The organism is Nonomuraea sp. NPDC047897, assembly GCF_043204415.1.
Classification (GTDB): Bacteria; Actinomycetota; Actinomycetes; order Streptosporangiales; family Streptosporangiaceae; genus Nonomuraea.
Map to the genome: position 1 here is coordinate 64261 of NZ_JBIDCC010000021.1, position 15041 is coordinate 79301.

The 15041-nt window shown below is 73.0% G+C and carries 14 protein-coding genes; 8 read left to right on the forward strand and 6 right to left on the reverse strand.

Features of this window, described 5'->3' with window-relative positions:
• Nucleotides 1-2211 carry an MMPL family transporter gene (locus tag ACGF0J_RS34595; protein WP_393152860.1) on the reverse strand — a complete coding sequence of 737 codons (2211 nt, stop codon included), beginning with the start codon at nt 2209-2211 and terminating at the stop codon, nt 1-3.
• A gap of 99 nt (nt 2212-2310) precedes the next feature.
• Here ACGF0J_RS34595 and ACGF0J_RS34600 point away from each other — a divergent pair, with 99 nt between their 5' ends.
• Nucleotides 2311-2832 carry a TetR/AcrR family transcriptional regulator gene (locus ACGF0J_RS34600; RefSeq protein ID WP_393152862.1) on the forward strand — a complete coding sequence of 174 codons (522 nt, stop codon included), beginning with the start codon at nt 2311-2313 and terminating at the stop codon, nt 2830-2832.
• Between the two features lie 13 nt (nt 2833-2845).
• Here ACGF0J_RS34600 and ACGF0J_RS34605 read toward each other — a convergent pair whose 3' ends face one another.
• Both ACGF0J_RS34605 and ACGF0J_RS34610 read right to left on the reverse strand, forming a co-directional pair.
• Nucleotides 2846-4879 (reverse strand): PASTA domain-containing protein, encoded by a 2034-nt coding sequence (locus ACGF0J_RS34605; protein WP_393152864.1) that lies wholly within the window; start codon nt 4877-4879, stop codon nt 2846-2848.
• 186 nt (nt 4880-5065) lie between these two features.
• On the reverse strand, nt 5066-5887 hold the full coding sequence (locus ACGF0J_RS34610) for a TIGR03619 family F420-dependent LLM class oxidoreductase (RefSeq protein WP_393152866.1): 822 nt from the start codon (nt 5885-5887) through the stop codon (nt 5066-5068).
• A 96-nt stretch (nt 5888-5983) separates the two neighbouring features.
• On the opposite strand from ACGF0J_RS34610, the gene ACGF0J_RS34615 reads away from it, so the two are divergent.
• The 7 genes from ACGF0J_RS34615 to ACGF0J_RS34645 all read left to right on the forward strand — a co-directional run bounded on the left by ACGF0J_RS34615 (nt 5984) and on the right by ACGF0J_RS34645 (nt 11178).
• Nucleotides 5984-7231 (forward strand): LLM class flavin-dependent oxidoreductase, encoded by a 1248-nt coding sequence (locus ACGF0J_RS34615; protein ID WP_393152868.1) that lies wholly within the window; start codon nt 5984-5986, stop codon nt 7229-7231.
• Nucleotides 7228-8100, forward strand: coding sequence for a TIGR03619 family F420-dependent LLM class oxidoreductase (locus ACGF0J_RS34620; RefSeq protein WP_393152870.1), 873 nt, complete (start codon nt 7228-7230; stop codon nt 8098-8100). The genes ACGF0J_RS34615 and ACGF0J_RS34620 overlap by 4 nt, the downstream gene beginning before the upstream one ends.
• 48 nt (nt 8101-8148) lie before the next feature.
• The gene (locus ACGF0J_RS34625) at nt 8149-8964 is read left to right on the forward strand and encodes a HipA family kinase (RefSeq protein ID WP_393152872.1); all 816 of its coding nucleotides are present in this window, start codon (nt 8149-8151) and stop codon (nt 8962-8964) included.
• Entirely contained in the window at nt 8961-9338 is a 378-nt protein-coding gene (locus tag ACGF0J_RS34630) for a DUF3037 domain-containing protein (RefSeq protein WP_393152874.1), read from the forward strand. Before ACGF0J_RS34625 ends, ACGF0J_RS34630 begins: the two co-directional genes overlap by 4 nt.
• Nucleotides 9339-9470: 132 nt before the next feature.
• Entirely contained in the window at nt 9471-9824 is a 354-nt protein-coding gene (locus ACGF0J_RS34635) for a YbaB/EbfC family nucleoid-associated protein (protein WP_393152876.1), read from the forward strand.
• Nucleotides 9821-10126, forward strand: a complete 306-nt coding sequence (locus ACGF0J_RS34640; protein WP_393152878.1) for a hypothetical protein — start codon at nt 9821-9823, stop codon at nt 10124-10126. Before ACGF0J_RS34635 ends, ACGF0J_RS34640 begins: the two co-directional genes overlap by 4 nt.
• On the forward strand, nt 10123-11178 hold the full coding sequence (locus ACGF0J_RS34645; protein ID WP_393152880.1) for a hypothetical protein: 1056 nt from the start codon (nt 10123-10125) through the stop codon (nt 11176-11178). The genes ACGF0J_RS34640 and ACGF0J_RS34645 overlap by 4 nt, the downstream gene beginning before the upstream one ends.
• Nucleotides 11179-11237: 59 nt before the next feature.
• On the opposite strand, the gene ACGF0J_RS34650 is transcribed toward ACGF0J_RS34645, so the two are convergent.
• The 3 genes from ACGF0J_RS34650 to ispG form a co-directional block, all read right to left on the reverse strand.
• Complete coding sequence (locus tag ACGF0J_RS34650) at nt 11238-12080, reverse strand: GNAT family N-acetyltransferase (protein ID WP_393152936.1); 843 nt, start codon at nt 12078-12080, stop codon at nt 11238-11240.
• Between the two features lie 36 nt (nt 12081-12116).
• The gene (locus ACGF0J_RS34655; RefSeq protein WP_393152882.1) at nt 12117-13730 is read right to left on the reverse strand and encodes an alpha/beta hydrolase; all 1614 of its coding nucleotides are present in this window, start codon (nt 13728-13730) and stop codon (nt 12117-12119) included.
• Nucleotides 13731-13831: 101 nt separating this feature from the next.
• Nucleotides 13832-15001 carry a flavodoxin-dependent (E)-4-hydroxy-3-methylbut-2-enyl-diphosphate synthase gene (gene ispG / locus ACGF0J_RS34660; RefSeq protein ID WP_393152884.1) on the reverse strand — a complete coding sequence of 390 codons (1170 nt, stop codon included), beginning with the start codon at nt 14999-15001 and terminating at the stop codon, nt 13832-13834.
• Nucleotides 15002-15041 lie beyond the last annotated feature (40 nt).

Below are 15041 nucleotides of genomic sequence, written 5' to 3' on the forward strand. Positions count from 1 at the left end.
CTACGTACGGACCAGAGGACGGGCGGGCGACGCCGGAGCGGGCTCGTCCTCCTCGTGCCCCTCCACCGACAGGTTGGGCAGCAGGCGGTCCAGCCGGCGCGGGCACCACCAGTTCGCCCGGCCGAGCAGCACCATGGTCGCGGGCACCAGGAAGCCCCGGATGATCGTGGCGTCCACGGCGATGGCCGCCGCGAGTCCCACGCCGAAGGTCTTGACCATCGGGTCCGGGTAGGCGATGAACGCCACGAACACCGACACCATGATCAGGGCCGCCGAGGTGATGACCCGCCCGGTGGATCCCAGGCCCTCGGCCACGGCGCGGGCGTTGTCGCCGTGCCGCAGGTACGACTGGCGCACCGCGGTCAGCAGGAACACCTCGTAGTCCATCGACAGCCCGAACAGCACGGCGAACAGCATCAGCGGCACGTAGTTCTCGATCGGCACCGTGAAGAAGAACTCCCGCACGTAGGACCCGTCGAGCGGCGGGTCCATGCCGACGAGCCGGCTGCCCAGCCCGTACGAGAAGACCAGCGCCAGCGCCCCGAAGGCGGCGCCCAGCGACACCAGGTTCATCAGCGCGGCCTTCACGGCGACGAGCGGGGCGCGGAAGGCCAGCAGCAACAGCAGCGCGCTGAGCAGCACGACCACGCCGATGACCAGCGGTGTCCGCTCGGCCATCCGGTCGGCGGCGTCGGTCATCCCGGCCACCTCGCCGCCGACGTGCACCCGCGCGCCGGGCACGGACAGGGCGCGGACGTCGTGCACCACGTCGGCGGTGCGCGTGTCGCTCGGCGCGTAGTCCGGGACGGCCTGGATGAGGACCGAACGCCCTGACTCGTTCAGCTTCGGCGGGGACACGTGCGCCACGCCCTCGACGTCCCCGATCTCGCGCGCGAGCCGGCGCACGACCGGCGCCTCGGCGTCGGCGGCCCGCTCCGCCAGCTCGGCCAGGATGATCATCGGACCGTTGCTGCCGGGGCCGAAACCCGCCGCCATGAGCTCGTACGCCCGCCGGGACGGGGCGTCCTGCGCCGCGTACCCCTCGTCCAGCGGCCCCAGCTTGATGGCCAGGGCGGGGGCGGCCAGCGCGGCCAGCACGACCACGCTGCCGATGAGCACCCGCCACGGGCGGCGCGCCACCCAGGCGCCCAGCCCGCCCCAGCCCGACGACTCGGGACGCCGGCCGAGGAACGGCACCTTCAGCGCGTTGATCCGGTGGCCGAGCAGCCCGAGCAGCGCGGGCACCAGGGTCACCGAGGTGAGCACGGCCATCACCACGGAGATGCCGGTGATCCACCCGAGCGTGCTCAGCAGCGGGAAGCCGCCCAGCATGAGGGCGCTCAGCGCGACGATCACCGTGCCGCCCGCGAACACCACGGCCCCGCCCGAACCGGCCACGGTCCGCCGGATGGAGTCGTGCACGGCGACGCCGTCGGCCAGCAGCCTGCGGTGCCGTGACAGCAGGAACAGCGCGTAGTCGATGCCCACGCCCAGCCCGATCATCGTGGCCATGATCCCGGCCTGCTTCGGCACGTCGAGGACGTGTCCGAGCAGCCCGATCAGGCCGAGCCCCGCGGCCACGCTGACCAGCGCGGTGAAGATCGGCACGAGTGCGGCCGTCAGCGTGCCGAACGCGAACACGAGGACCAGCAGCGCGCACAGCACCCCGATGATCTCGCTGGGACCGGTCTTGATCTCCTTGTCCGCCGGGGAGCCGCCGTCCACGGCCACGACCTCCAGGCCGGCGTCCCGGGCCGGGTCCGCGGCCTTCGACAGCGCCTGCGTGGTCTCGCCGAGCTTGGCCGGGTCGTGCCCCTCCATGCGCACGGTGATCAGGCCCACCTGCAGGTTCGAGGAGATGCCACCCGCCCGGGAGGGCGTGTCCACCTTCTCGACGTGCGGCATCACCCGCAGGCGGTCGGCGGCCCGGTCGAGCGCCCGCTGCCGGTCCTCGTCCAGCAGGGACCCCTGGGGAGAGTGGACCACGAGCTGCACCGTGCCGCCCTGCGCGTATCCGGGGCCGAACCCGGACCGCATCAGGTCATGGGCACGCTGCGCGTCGGTGCCGGGGATCGACACGTCGTTGCTCACCGGGCTGCCCAGCACGAGGCTGCCGCCCATCAGTCCCGCAGCCGCGACCACCCATAACGCCAGCACCACCAGCCCGTGCCGGGCGCACCAGCCGCCCAGCCGTCCCAGCAAGCGCGCCATCGCCAGCCCCCTCCTCTACGGCCGTCCTGTACGGTCGTACAGGACCTACGATAGGGCGGAGAAGACCGCGAGGGCTGCGGAGAGCCTGGAAATGAGACGATGACCACAGCCGACGACACGCGCAGCCGCATCCTGACCGCCGCCCGCGAGCTGTTCGCCGAGCGCGGCTACGCCGGCACCTCGCTGGCCGACATCGCGGCGGCCGTGGGGCTGACCAAGACGGCCGTGGCCTACCACTTCCACCCCAAGGACAAGCTGGCCGCCGAGCTGATCGCCCCCGCCGCCGAGGACATGATCGCCCTGCTGGGCTCCGACTTCGCCGGCCGGTCCGCGTTCGTCGAGGCGCTGGTCGGCTTCACCGTGCGGCACCGGGCGGTGATGCGCCTGCTCATGGACGACATCAGCGGCGCCGACCACGCCCCGCCGGGCTCCACCGGTGAGGCGATCAGGACGTTCAGGGACGCGCTGTACGCCAAGCTCGCCGGCCCGGACCCCGACGCCGAGACCCGGCTGCGGAGCTGGGCCGTGCTCGGCGCGCTCCAGGGCGCCATCGTGCAGACCATGGACCTGCCGGAGGCGCAGGTCCGCGACGCCCTCGTACGGGCCGCCCTGGCGATCTGAGAGCCCGGCCCTGCTATCCGGCCGGATCTTCGGCCCCGCTGTCGGTCGGCGTCGGCCGGGGCGTCTGCGTGGCCGGGGGTTCGGTGGGCTCCGTCGGGTCGGGCTCGCTCTGGCCGGCGACGCCGACCGTGATCGCCACACCGGCGCCGGACGAGGCGCAGGAGCCGGCCGCGACGCCCTGCGCCAGCACGGTGCCCACCTGCGCCTCGTCGGCCACGACCCGGGTCCGCGAGGTCACGTCGAACCCGGCGGCGCGCAGCGCGGCGCGGGCCGCCGGCCCGGAGCGGCCCACGACCGCGGGCACGACCGCGCCGTTGCGCGACACGACCAGCGCCACCTTCGCGCCGCCGGAGACCCGCGTGCCCGCCGCCGGCCTGCTCGACAGGACCTCGCCGTCCGGCCGGGCGGAGCAGGAGGCGCCGACCGCGCCCACGGCGAGCCCGGCCGCGCGCAGGGCGCTCTCGGCGGAGCCCCGCGGCAGGCCGGTGACGGCGGGTACGGCCTGCCCCGCCGAGACCCGCAGCGCGACCGCGCTGCCCCTGGGCACGGAGGCGCCGGCGGCGGGCCTGCTGTCCAGCACCCGGCCGATCCGCTGCCGGGAGCCGACCTGCGTGACGGCGCCCGCCACCAGGCCGGCCCGCTTCAGCGCGGCGGTGGCGGCGGCCCGATCGAGTCCCTGCAGCGCCGGGACCCGGACGCCGACGGCCGCCCTCGCGGGCGGATCCGCGGAGGGCCGGCTCTCGGGCGCCTCCCTGTCCCGCTGGGTGGCGATGCCGTCGGCCCGTTCGGGCCCGGTGTCGGTGCCGGTGTCGGCCGGCCCGACGGTGACGACGGTCGGCACGGCGGCGGCCTGGGACGGTTCCTCCTTGCGCAGGCCCGGCACCACCACGCTGAACAGCACCGCCGCGCTCACCAGCAGCGCGGCGGACGCGGCCAGCCCGGCCCGGTTCGCCGCCCGGCCCGTGCGGCGGGTCACCTCCGGGTCGCCGGGAACGTCCCCGATGATCCGCAGGGCCGCCGCGCCGCGCCGCCCCTCCGGCGGACCCGAACCGGCGACCGAACCCGAGCCCGAGCCGGAGACCCAGCCCGAGCCCGAGCCGGAGACCGAACCCGAGACCGAGCCGGAGCCGGAGTCGCAGGCCGAGATCGGCAGGTGATAGCCACCCGGCGTGCCGGTCTCCTCCGGCTCCGCGACGGCGGGCAGGATGTGCTGCGGCGGCGGCGAGCGGAGCACCTCCGCCGGCCCGCCGTCACCCCCGCCCAGCAGTTCCAGGAGGAGTTCCCGGCTGCTCGGCCGGTTGCGGGCGTCCTTGTCCAGGCACACCGCGACGATCTCCCGCAGCCGCCCCTCCAGCCGCCCCAGCTCGGGCGGCGCGGTGAGGATGCGGTGCAGCACCGGCGCCACCGAGTCCTGCCCGAACGGCGCGCTGGCGTTGGCCGCGAAGCACAGGGTGGCGGCCCAGGAGAACACGTCGGCCGCCCCGGTGACCGCCGAGGCGGTGATCTGCTCGGGCGCCATGTACGCGGGCGTGCCCACGCCCCTGCCGCTGACAGTCGCCGCCGCGTCGAGCGCGCGGGCCAGCCCGAAATCGATGACGCGCGGCCCGTCCGCGCCGAGCAGCACGTTCTGCGGCTTGACGTCGCGGTGCACGATGCCGGCCCGGTGGATCGCGGCGAGCGCCGTGGCGGTGCCCACGGCGAGCCGTTCCAGCGCGGCGCCCGTCCGCGGGCCGGTCCGCGCGACGTCGCGCGCCAGCGAGGGGCCGTCGACGTACTCGCTCACGATGTACGCGCGGCCGTCGTCGAACCCGGCCTCCACCACCTGCGCCGTGCAGAACCTGGCCACCTGCTTGGCCAGTTCGACCTCGCGCAGGAACGCCGCCCGCTCGTCCCCCACGGGGCCGTGCAGCAGCTTGACCGCGTAGTCGGCCTCGTTCCTCGTCCCGAGGTACACCACGCCCTGACCGCCCTCGCCCAGGCGCCCCGACAGCTCGTACGCCCCGAGCCGTCGCGGGTCCCCCGTTCTGAGCGGGTGCGCCGTTGGCACGGGGCGCCTCCCCTCGCCGCCACCCCACTTCTCCCTCCACTGAAGGCAACGGAGGCCCGGCCGTCAACGGCCCGGCCCGCAATCGCGGCCGGACCGTGACACGGCAGCTCAGCACAGGTGTGAAGACCTGGCCCGTCGGGTGACATCCCTGGCACCCCGGGGTGTCAGCTTGCTGGCGGGGCGGCTTCAGATCAGCCGGGCGTACGCGTCGAGCACGGGCAGGACCGCGTCGGCCGGGGCGCTCGGCAGGCTGGCGACGGTCTCCTCGATGCCGAGTCCGGCGTAGTAGTCGAGCTTCTCCCGCGTCGGCAGCGTCCCGAACGGGATCACCCGGGCGGCCGGCCTCCCGGCCTTGTCGCACGCCTCCCGCAGGGCGGGCAGCGCGGCCTTGACGCCCCGGCCGCCGATCGGCATCCAGCCGTCGGCGTACTCGGCGATGTGCGCGAACAGTGTCGGCCCGGCCGCCCCGCCGAGGTAGACGGGTGGCCCGGAGACCGGTTTGGGCCATGACCACGACGGCTCGAACCGCGTGTGCGCGCCGTCGAAGGCGGCGACCTCGTCGCGCCACAGGGCGCGCATCGCCAGCACGTGCTCGCGCGCCACCTCCCGCCGCGAGCGGTACGGCACGCCGTGGTGGGCCAGTTCGTCGGCGTTCCAGCCGAAGCCGACGCCGAGGACCACGCGTCCGCCGGACAGGTGGTCGAGGGTGGCGACGGCCTTTGCGGTGACGATCGGGTCGCGCTGGGCGGCGAGCAGGATGCCGGTGCCGACCCGCAGCCGCGTGGTCACGGCGGCGGCGTAGGCGAGCGCGACCAGCGGGTCGAGGGTGCGCCGGTACTCCTCGGGCAGCTCGTCCTGTCCCGCCGGGGGCGGCGTGCGCCGGGAGGTCGGGATGTGGGTGTGCTCGGGCAGGTAGAGGGAGGCGAACCCGCGCTCCTCGGCGGCCCGGGCGAGCTGGTGGACCGGCATGGCCAGATCCGTGGCGAACATCGTGACCCCGAGCCGCATGCGCCCTCCCTAGGTCAACCAAGCGATTGCTCGGCTAAGATTTCTAGAGTAGCTTGCCGCACAGAGACGCGCCCCGCGGAAAGAAGAGGTCTCCCGGTGAAGTTTTCCATCTTCCTGAATCCGCAGATCCCCGGCTCCGGATACGCGGCTGAGGAGAACGCCAAGGCCAGGCGTCCCATCGGGCGCGACACGGAGTCGTACCAGCGGCTGCTGCACGAGGTGCGGGAGATCGCCGTCCACGCCGACCAGCTCGGCTTCGACGCGCTGATGATGACCGAGCACCACTTCCACTCGGAGGGGATGGAGTTCTCGGTCAACCCGCTGATGTTCCTCACCGACCTCGCCGCCCGCACCGAACGCATCCTGCTCGCGCCGCTCGGCCTGGTGCTGCCCGCATGGGACCCCATCCGCGCGGCCGAGGACGTGGCCCTGCTCGACCAGTTCTGCAAGGGCCGGCTGCGCCTGGGCGTCGCCCGCGGCTACCAGAACCGCTGGATGAACGTGCTCGGCCAGCGCTGGCACGCGGCGGCCGCCCGCTCCGACGGCTCGGCCTCCGACACCCGCAACTTCGACGTCTTCGGCGAGGTGCTGAAGATCATGAAGCTGGCGTGGACCCAGGAGACCCTCCGCTACCGGTCCGACGTCCTCGACTACCAGGTGCCCTACCCGTACGAGGGCATCGAGGGCTGGCCCGCCCAGGAGTGGACCCGCACCTTCGGCGCGCCCGGCGAGCTGGACGACCAGGGCCGCGTCCAGGCCGTCTCCGTCTGCCCCCGGCCGTACCAGAACCCCTACCCGGAGCTGTGGCAGCCGTTCACCATCTCCGACCGCTCGGTGATCAGAGCCGCCCAGGAGGACATCCTGCCCTGGCTGTTCACCCCCAACCCCGACGACCACGCCGCCAAGGCCAGGCTCTACCAGCAGGAGTCGGCCAAGCACGGCCGCGACTACAAGCTCGGCGAGCACACCGGCATCCTCAAGGTCGTCGGCATCGCCGACACCACCGAGGAGGCGATCGACACCTTCGGCCGCAGCATCCCCCGCGACTTCGCCGCCTTCTTCGGCCCGTTCGGCTACCTGGAGGTGCTGCGCAAGCAGGAGGACGAGAAACACCAGCCCATCTCGCCGGAGAAGGGCGACGCCAAGCGGATGAACGAGGTCGAGATGGCGCTGTTCGGCAGCCCGGACGACGTCAAGCGCGGCATCCAGCGCATGCTCGACCGGATGCCCGACCTGGAGTGGTTCGGCCTGTACATGCAGGGCCAGCAGGGTGTGCTGCCGCTCGACACGGTCAAGCGCAACCTGGAGCTGTTCGCCACCAAGGTCGCCCCGGAGTTCCGGTGAGGTTCTGGCTGGGGGCCTCGTTCTCCGACACCGGGCACTTCGTGGAGCTGGCCCGGGTCGCCGAACGGTGCGGCTTCGACACCCTGACGCTGTCGGACCACCTGTTCTACGCCGACTTCGCCTCCCCGTACCCCTACTCGACGTCGGGGCGGCCGCGCTGGGACGCGCGCACCCACTGGCCGGACGTGTGGGTGACGATCGGCGCGATGGCCGCCGTGACCAGCACCCTGCGCTTCTCCCCCAACGTCTACATCGCGCCGGCCCGCGACCTGTTCACCGTCGCCAAGCAGGTCTCCACGGCCGCCGTGCTGTCCGGCGACCGGGTCACGTTCGGCGTGGGCGTCGGCTGGTGCAAGGAGGAGTTCACCGCCACCGGCCAGGACTTCCACACCCGGGGCCGGCGGCTCGACGCGATGCTGCCGGTGCTGCGCGAGCTGTGGTCCGGACGCGCGGTCACGCTGGACGGCCTGCCCGAGCTGTCCATCGCCCCCGTCCCGGCGCGGCCGGTGCCCGTGCTGGTGGGCGGTGACAGCCCGGCGGCGCTGCGCCGGGCCGCCCGGCTCGGCGACGGCTGGATCGGCAACCGCGTCTACACCGAGGAACAGCTCGACGCCGTGCTGGAGTCGCTGCGCGGACGACTCGCCGAGCACGGCCGCACGGCCGGCGACTTCGAGATCATCGCCCCGCTGGCCGTCATGCCCGACGCCGAGACCTACCACCGCTTCGCCGCCAAGGGCGTCACCGGCACCATGGCCGCCCCCTGGTGGCTCGCCACGCCGCAGGAGAAGGAGAAGTACGGCGAGCACAGCCTGGCGCTCAAGGTCGCCACCATGGAGCGCTTCGCCGACGAGGTGATCGCCAAGATGTAGGACGCCGCCGTGATCCGGGCCCGCCCCGCGGGACGATAGCCTCGTGGCGTGCTGGAATCCATCGCGGCCACCCGCTACGTGACGCCGCTGCGGGAGGGCGGATCGCTGCCCGGGGTCGTCGAGGCCGACGATCTCGGCACCTACGTGGTGAAGTTCCGCGAGGCCGGGCAGGGCCGGCGGGTCCTCGTCGCCGAGATCATCTGCGCCGAGCTGGCCCGGCGGCTGGGCCTGCGCACGCCCGAGCTCAAGCTGATCGACCTCGACCCGCAGCTCGGCGTCCGCGAGCCCGACGAGGAGGTGCAGGACCTGCTCAAGGCCAGCCCCGGGCTCAACCTCGCGATCGACTTCCTGCCCGGCGCGCTCGGCTTCGAGCCGCTGGCCTGGCCGCCCGACCCGGTGTTCGCCTCCCGGGTGGTCTGGTTCGACGCCCTCGTGCACAACGTCGACCGGAGCTGGCGCAACCCCAACCTGCTGGTCTGGCACCGCGACACCTGGCTGATCGACCACGGGGCCGCGCTGTGGTTCCACCACAACTGGCGGACGGCCGACCCGCAGCGGCCGTTCGACGCGAGCGACCACGTGCTGGCGCCGTTCGCCACCAAGCTCGACGCCGCCGCGGCCGAGCTGTCGGCGAAGATCACCCCCGAGCTGCTGGAGACGGTGACCGCCCTCGTGCCCGACGCGTGGCTGGACGGCGAGCCGGGGTTCGGCTCCGCGCAGGCCGTCCGCGACGCCTACGCCGACCACCTGCTGCGGCGCGCGCACGGCCCACGGCAGTGGCTCACCCTGGCGGGCGCCGAGCCGCGGCACGAACGCCCGGGCCCGGGATCGGTCGGCGAGTTCTGGCGAGGAGGCGGCCGGTGACCAGGGACGTCTACGAGTACGCGGTGATCCGCGTCGTGCCCCGGGTGGAGCGCGGCGAGCTGATCAACGCCGGGGTGCTCCTCTACTGCCAGCCGCGCGGCTACCTGTGCGCGCGGGTCGAGCTGGACGCCGCGCGCCTGCGTGCCCTCGACCCCGACGCCGACACCGACGCCGTGCGGCAGGCCCTCGGCGCCTACGAGCTGGCCTGCGGCGAGCAGGCGGGACCGCTGGCCGGCGAGTCGCTGGGCGGCAGGTTCCGCTGGCTGACCGCGCCGCGCAGCACGATCGTGCAGGCGGGCCCGGTGCACGCCGGCCTCACCGGCGATCCGCACACCGAGCTGGCCCGCCTCTTCGACAAGCTGGTGCGCCTCTGACCCGGCCGGCCGGGCGGGTGGAGCCGCGCCGACGAGCCCGGCGAACCAGCACCGCCAACGCGAAGTGAAATGTGCATGAACGCTGATGATCTTGTTTGATGATCCCCGCCCGGACCCCTAATCTGGGAGACCATGGATTTTCTGCATGATTTCCTGGCGTTACGGGAGTCCGCCACGGCCGCGGACGGGCTCGTCAGCGTGGAAGTGGACGGCACCTCCGACCTCACCGGACTGGAACTCGACCCGCGGGCCATGCGGCTGCCCGCCGCCGAGCTGGCCGAGGCGATCATGGAGGCGTTCGGCCGGGCCCGGGAGGCGGCCCAGCAACGGGCCACCCAGGCCATGCCCGACGTGCTGAAGCAGGACCCGCTGGAGCTGACCGACCTGATCGAGAAGGTCAAGGCCGACACCCAGGCGGACATGGACGAGCTCCTGTCCACCGTCAACGGGCTCACCGCGCGCCTGGATCGGTTGATGCGGCCATGAGCGAGACGTTCGACGGGATCCAGGTGACCTTCGGCTCCCGGGTCCGCACCGCCCAGGACCTGGCCGCGGTCGCCGACCGCCTTCAGCGGGCGGTCACCCTCGCGCTGCCGGGTGTGGCCCGGTGCGCCGGCACCCGTGACGAGCTGAGCGAGGAGTTCGACGCCGAGTGCGCCGGCCTCACCGACCGGTTGGGACAGCACTTCGAGAGCATCGCCACCGGCCTGCGCGGCATGGCGGCCAGGCACGTGGCCGCCGAACGCGGCTACGTCCACACCGAGTACGCCAACGGGGCGGCGTCGTGAACGAAGGACTGCCCGAGAGCTTGCGCTGGGCCCACAACCTGATCGCCGACGTGGCCCCGTTGGGCAGCCATGGCGACGACCTCGACCGCCTCCAGGGGACGTCGGCCTCTCTCGACATCGCCACCGAGGCCAAGAGCGGCCGGAGCGGCACGAACGACGCGGCGGCCCATGTGCGCACGGCGGGCAACGTCAGCGACGACCTGACGGCCTTCGAGGACCTCCTGCCCGTCGCCCAGGCCGAGACCGACAAGGGCGGCGTGGCCGCCGCCGTCTCCGGCACGGCCACGATGCTCCTGGTCACGCTGAAGATGGTCTGGAGACTGTACGTCATCGCCGCACTGATCGCCCTGGTGATCGCGCTCGTCCGCTACTTCGCCCTCGGCCCCGCGCTCGGCACCGCCGGAAGCAGGCTGTACATCGCGGCCCTGCGCCAGCGGATGCAGGTGGCGCTCGCCGGCATGAAGGACAACATCCGGCGCAACCCGGTCGCCGCGTTGAGGCACGCCAAGGCCCTGCTCAGGGCCACCGCGAGGATGGGAGACCTGGGCGCGGTCGGCTACGTCACGGGCTTGGCCACCGTCCCCGCCCTCGTCGCGGCGGGGTTCGCCGTCCCCTGGGACGACAACGAGGAAGCCCGCGACCTCACCGAGCGAACGCTGCGCGAGACGGAGGAAGGCCGTGCGGCGCTCGCCTACGCCAGGGACCACGGCATCACCACGATCTACCGCAACGAGCTCTCGGGCGCCGAGACGTCCAGGTACCATCCCGAGAGCAAGCTCCTCATCCTCGACGCGCACGACTTCGGCCGCTGGAACGACTCCGACGATCTCGCCGAGGACTTCATCCGCCACATCGAGGTGGCCAGAGGAGATGACGGCCGTTTCGGCGACGGCTCCGGCCGCGCCGACACCCGGACCGAAGACGAGCGAGAGCAGGACGCGGCCTGGTATCGCCTCCACTACGAGCGGCCGACCTCCGGCGGCCAGGGAGTCGACCCGGACAAGATCACCTGGCCGTACGCGCGGATCAACGAGCTGTTCGACCTCCGCTGACCGGACACCACCCCGGTCGGCGGACCCTCACCAGCGCGACGTCCACCGCCGGAACACCGCTAGAACAGGACCGACATGAACGTGTCGACCTCGTGGAAGCCCACCCTGCGGTAGACGGCCCGAGCCGCGTGGTTGTAGTCGTTGACGTACAGGGTGACGACCGGCGCGAAGCACGCCAGCGCGGCCTTGACGACCGCGGCCATCCCGGCCACCGCGTGCCCCCGCCCGCGCAGCTCCGGGTCCACCCACACGCCCTGCACCTGGCAGGCGAACGGGGTGACCGCGCCGACCTCCGCCTTGAACACCACCCGCCCGTCGTCGATGCGGGCGTACGACCGGCCGATGCGGATCAGCTCGGCCACGCGGGTGCGGTAGAGGGCGCCGCCGTCACCCAGGTTGGGCGAGACCCCCACCTCCTCGGTGAACATCGCCACGCAGGCCGGCAGCAGCAGGTCGAACTCGTCGGGCGTGACCCGCCGCACCAGCGGGTCGGCGGGCACCGCAGGCGGATGCGAGATGGCCATGACCGGCTGCTCCCACCGGATGGCCCGGGCCCGCCCCCAGTGCGGCTCCAGCCGCTCCCACAGCGGCGAGACCGCCTCGGCGGGCCCCACGATCGACGAACAGCGGCGCCCCTGCTTGCGGGCGCGGTCGGCGAAGGCGTGCACGGCCTCGGGGCCGGCGTTCACCGGCACCAGGTTGGCGCCGGCGTAACAGAGCGAGACGAGCCCGCCGCGCGGCCCGAACCCCCACATCTGCCCGCCCAGACGCGCCGGGTTGAGTCCGACCGTGCGCACTCGGGAGGAGACGAAGACGTTGGCGACCGGATCCAGGTCGAGCAGGGCCAGAGCCTCGTCCCGGTCGCTGTCGTCGAGCACACGCGACGCCGATGTACGCAGCATCACATGGTCAGACTACGCGACACCCTGCCAATTGGCTCATCCCTGACGCGGCTCGGTGCGCCGATCGTGACCCCTGGCCCGGCCGGTGGCCATCCGGGCGGCCGGCTTGGGCGCCGGGACGGCCGCGCACGTGGCGCCGCGCGCCGGCACCGTGCCGTCGGCGAGGTAGGCGGTCAGGTGCCGGTCGACGCAGGCGTTGCCGACCAGCGAGACGCCGTGGTTGCCGCCCTCGTCCACCACCATCCGGGCGGTCGGGAAGCGCTCGCGCATCCCCAGTGCCCCCTCGTACGGCGTCGCGGCGTCACCACGCGACTGGAGGATGAGGATCGGCGGCAGGTCGGACGAGCCCTTGATCGCGACGGGCGTGCCGGCGCGGGCCGGCCAGAACGCGCAGGGCGCGTTGTACCAGGCGTTGGGCCACGTCATGAACGGGGCGCGGCGGTGCTGGCGCGTCATGTCGGCCCGCCAGGCGGTCCAGTCACGCGGCCAGGCGGCGTCGGTGCACTGCACGCTCAGGTAGACGGCGTAGCCGTTCTCGTCCTCGGCGTCCTGCTTGCCGTGCCGCTCGTAGGCGGCGAGCATGGGCCGCGCGTCGCCGCGGCGCACGTAGGCCGACCAGGCGCCGGCGAGCTCCGGCCAGACGCGGTCGGTGTAGCCGCCGACGGTGAACATGTCGTCCAGTTCGCTCGGGCCGACCACTCCGCCGGCCGGATTCTCGCGCAGCCGCGAGCGCATGGCGTACCAGGCGAACGTCGTCTGCCGGGCGTCGGTGCCGAGCCGGTAGGCCCGGTTGTTGCGGGCGGTCCAGGCGAGGAAGTCGCGGTGCCTGCGGTCGAAGGCGAGGTTCTGCGCCAGGTTGGTCTGGTACCAGACGCCGCCCGGGTCGACGGCGCTGTCCATGACCAGGCGGTCGACCCGGTGCGGGAAGAGCGTGGCGTAGACGGCGCCGATGTAGGTGCCGTAGGAGTAGCCGAGGTAGCTGATCCGCTCCTCGCCGAGTGCCGCGCGCAGCACGTCGAGGTCGCGGGCGACAGCCTCGGTCGTCATGTGCGGCAGCAGCCACGCCCACAGGCTGCCGCACCGCTCGGCGTACGTGGCGGCCCGGCCGAGCAGCGCCTGCTCGTCGTTCGCGTCGCGCGGCACCGCGTCGGGGCGGGGCGGGGCGTAGTAGACCTCCGGGTCGACGCAGCGCATGGCCGGTCGGCTCAGGCCCACACCGCGCGGGTCGAACCCGATCACGTCGTAGCGCTCGGCCACCCTGCGCGGCAGCGTCCTGGCGACGTGCTCGGCGAGCGAGCGCCCGGACGCGCCGGGGCCGCCGGGGTTGACCAGCAGCGTGCCCAGCCGGCCGCCGTCACGCGGCTTCGTGGCCCTGATCCGGTTGACGGCCAGCGTGATCGCGTGACCCGCCGGGTCGGCGTGGTCGAGGGGCACGCGCAGCGTCGCGCACTCCGTGGCCGGGACGCCGGCCTCCCGCACGGCGGCCGTCGCCGTGCCCTCGGCGGGACACGCCCCCCACTCCAGCCCCGGCACCGGCCTGACCGGCTCCGCCACGGCCGGCCCGGCGGCGCTTCCCGCCACGCTCACCACGCCACCGGCCAGCACCGCCACGGCGGCGACCATCCGTACGCACCGCTTCACCCGTCTCATGACCAGTGATGCTGCCCGGGTGACCGGCCCGTCACGATCGGTATGGGGGAACGCTTGCCATCCTGTAATGACTCAATGGCTCAGCGTAACGAAAAGGCGGCTCAGCCCACGGTGACCTGGGGGCCGGGAGCCTCGTCGTCGTCGAGGTCGACCTCGACGCCCATCTCCTCGGCGATCCGCAGCGCCTCCTCGATGAGGGTCTCCACGATCTGCGACTCGGGCACCGTCTTGACGACCTCGCCCTTGACGAAGATCTGACCCTTGCCGTTGCCCGAGGCGACGCCCAGGTCGGCCTCACGCGCCTCGCCGGGGCCGTTGACGACACAGCCCATGACCGCCACCCGCAGCGGCACCTTCAGCCCCTCCAGGCCGGCCTGCACCTGCTCGGCGAGGGTGTAGACGTCGACCTGCGCCCGGCCGCACGACGGGCACGAGACGATCTCCAGCCCGCGCTCGCGCAGCCCAAGCGACTCGAGGATCTGCGTGCCGACCTTCACCTCCTCCACCGGAGGCGCCGACAGCGACACCCGGATCGTGTCGCCGATGCCCTCGGCCAGCAGCGCGCCGAACGCCACGGCCGACTTGATCGTGCCCTGGAAGGCCGGCCCGGCCTCGGTCACACCCAGGTGGAGCGGGTAGTCGCACCGGGCGGCGAGCAGCCGGTAGGCGTTGATCATCACGACCGGGTCGTTGTGCTTGACCGAGATCTTGATGTCGCGGAAGCCGTGCTCCTCGAACAGCGAGCACTCCCACAGCGCCGACTCGACGAGCGCCTCGGGCGTGGCCTTGCCGTACTTCTGCAGCAGCCGCGGGTCGAGCGAGCCGGCGTTGACGCCGATGCGGATGGGAACGCCGTGCTCGGCGGCCGCCTTGGCGATCTCACCCACCTTGTCGTCGAACTTCTTGATGTTGCCCGGGTTGACCCGCACCGCCGCGCAGCCCGCCTCGATCGCGGCGAAGACGTACTTCGGCTGGAAGTGGATGTCGGCGATCACCGGGATCTGCGACTTCCTGGCGATGATCGGCAGCGCGTCGGCGTCGTCCTGGGACGGCACGGCCACGCGCACGATCTGGCAGCCGGACGCCGTCAGCTCGGCGATCTGCTGCAGGGTGGAGTTGACGTCGGCGGTGACCGTGGTGGTCATCGACTGCACGGAGACGGGCGCGTCGCCACCCACGAGCACGTTACCCACCCTGATCTGCCGCGAGTGCCGTCGTTCGGCCAGCGGCTTGGGGCGGACCGTCGGGATGCCGAGTGCTACAGAAGACATTGCTCCTCTTAGATGTCGAAGACGGTGTCCAGTCTAGGAA

What these genes read in the sequence shown, in the direction of transcription:
- ACGF0J_RS34610 (WP_393152866.1), bottom strand. Translation starts at nt 5,887, where the DNA reads ATGCGGCTCGGGGTCACGATGTTCGCCACGGATCTGGCCATGCCGGTC.
- ACGF0J_RS34655 (WP_393152882.1), bottom strand. Translation starts at nt 13,730, where the DNA reads ATGAGACGGGTGAAGCGGTGCGTACGGATGGTCGCCGCCGTGGCGGTG.
- ACGF0J_RS34640 (WP_393152878.1), top strand. Translation starts at nt 9,821, where the DNA reads ATGAGCGAGACGTTCGACGGGATCCAGGTGACCTTCGGCTCCCGGGTC.
- ACGF0J_RS34600 (WP_393152862.1), top strand. Translation starts at nt 2,311, where the DNA reads ATGACCACAGCCGACGACACGCGCAGCCGCATCCTGACCGCCGCCCGC.
- ispG (WP_393152884.1), bottom strand. Translation starts at nt 15,001, where the DNA reads ATGTCTTCTGTAGCACTCGGCATCCCGACGGTCCGCCCCAAGCCGCTG.
- ACGF0J_RS34635 (WP_393152876.1), top strand. Translation starts at nt 9,471, where the DNA reads ATGGATTTTCTGCATGATTTCCTGGCGTTACGGGAGTCCGCCACGGCC.
- ACGF0J_RS34595 (WP_393152860.1), bottom strand. Translation starts at nt 2,211, where the DNA reads ATGGCGCGCTTGCTGGGACGGCTGGGCGGCTGGTGCGCCCGGCACGGG.
- ACGF0J_RS34650 (WP_393152936.1), bottom strand. Translation starts at nt 12,080, where the DNA reads ATGCTGCGTACATCGGCGTCGCGTGTGCTCGACGACAGCGACCGGGAC.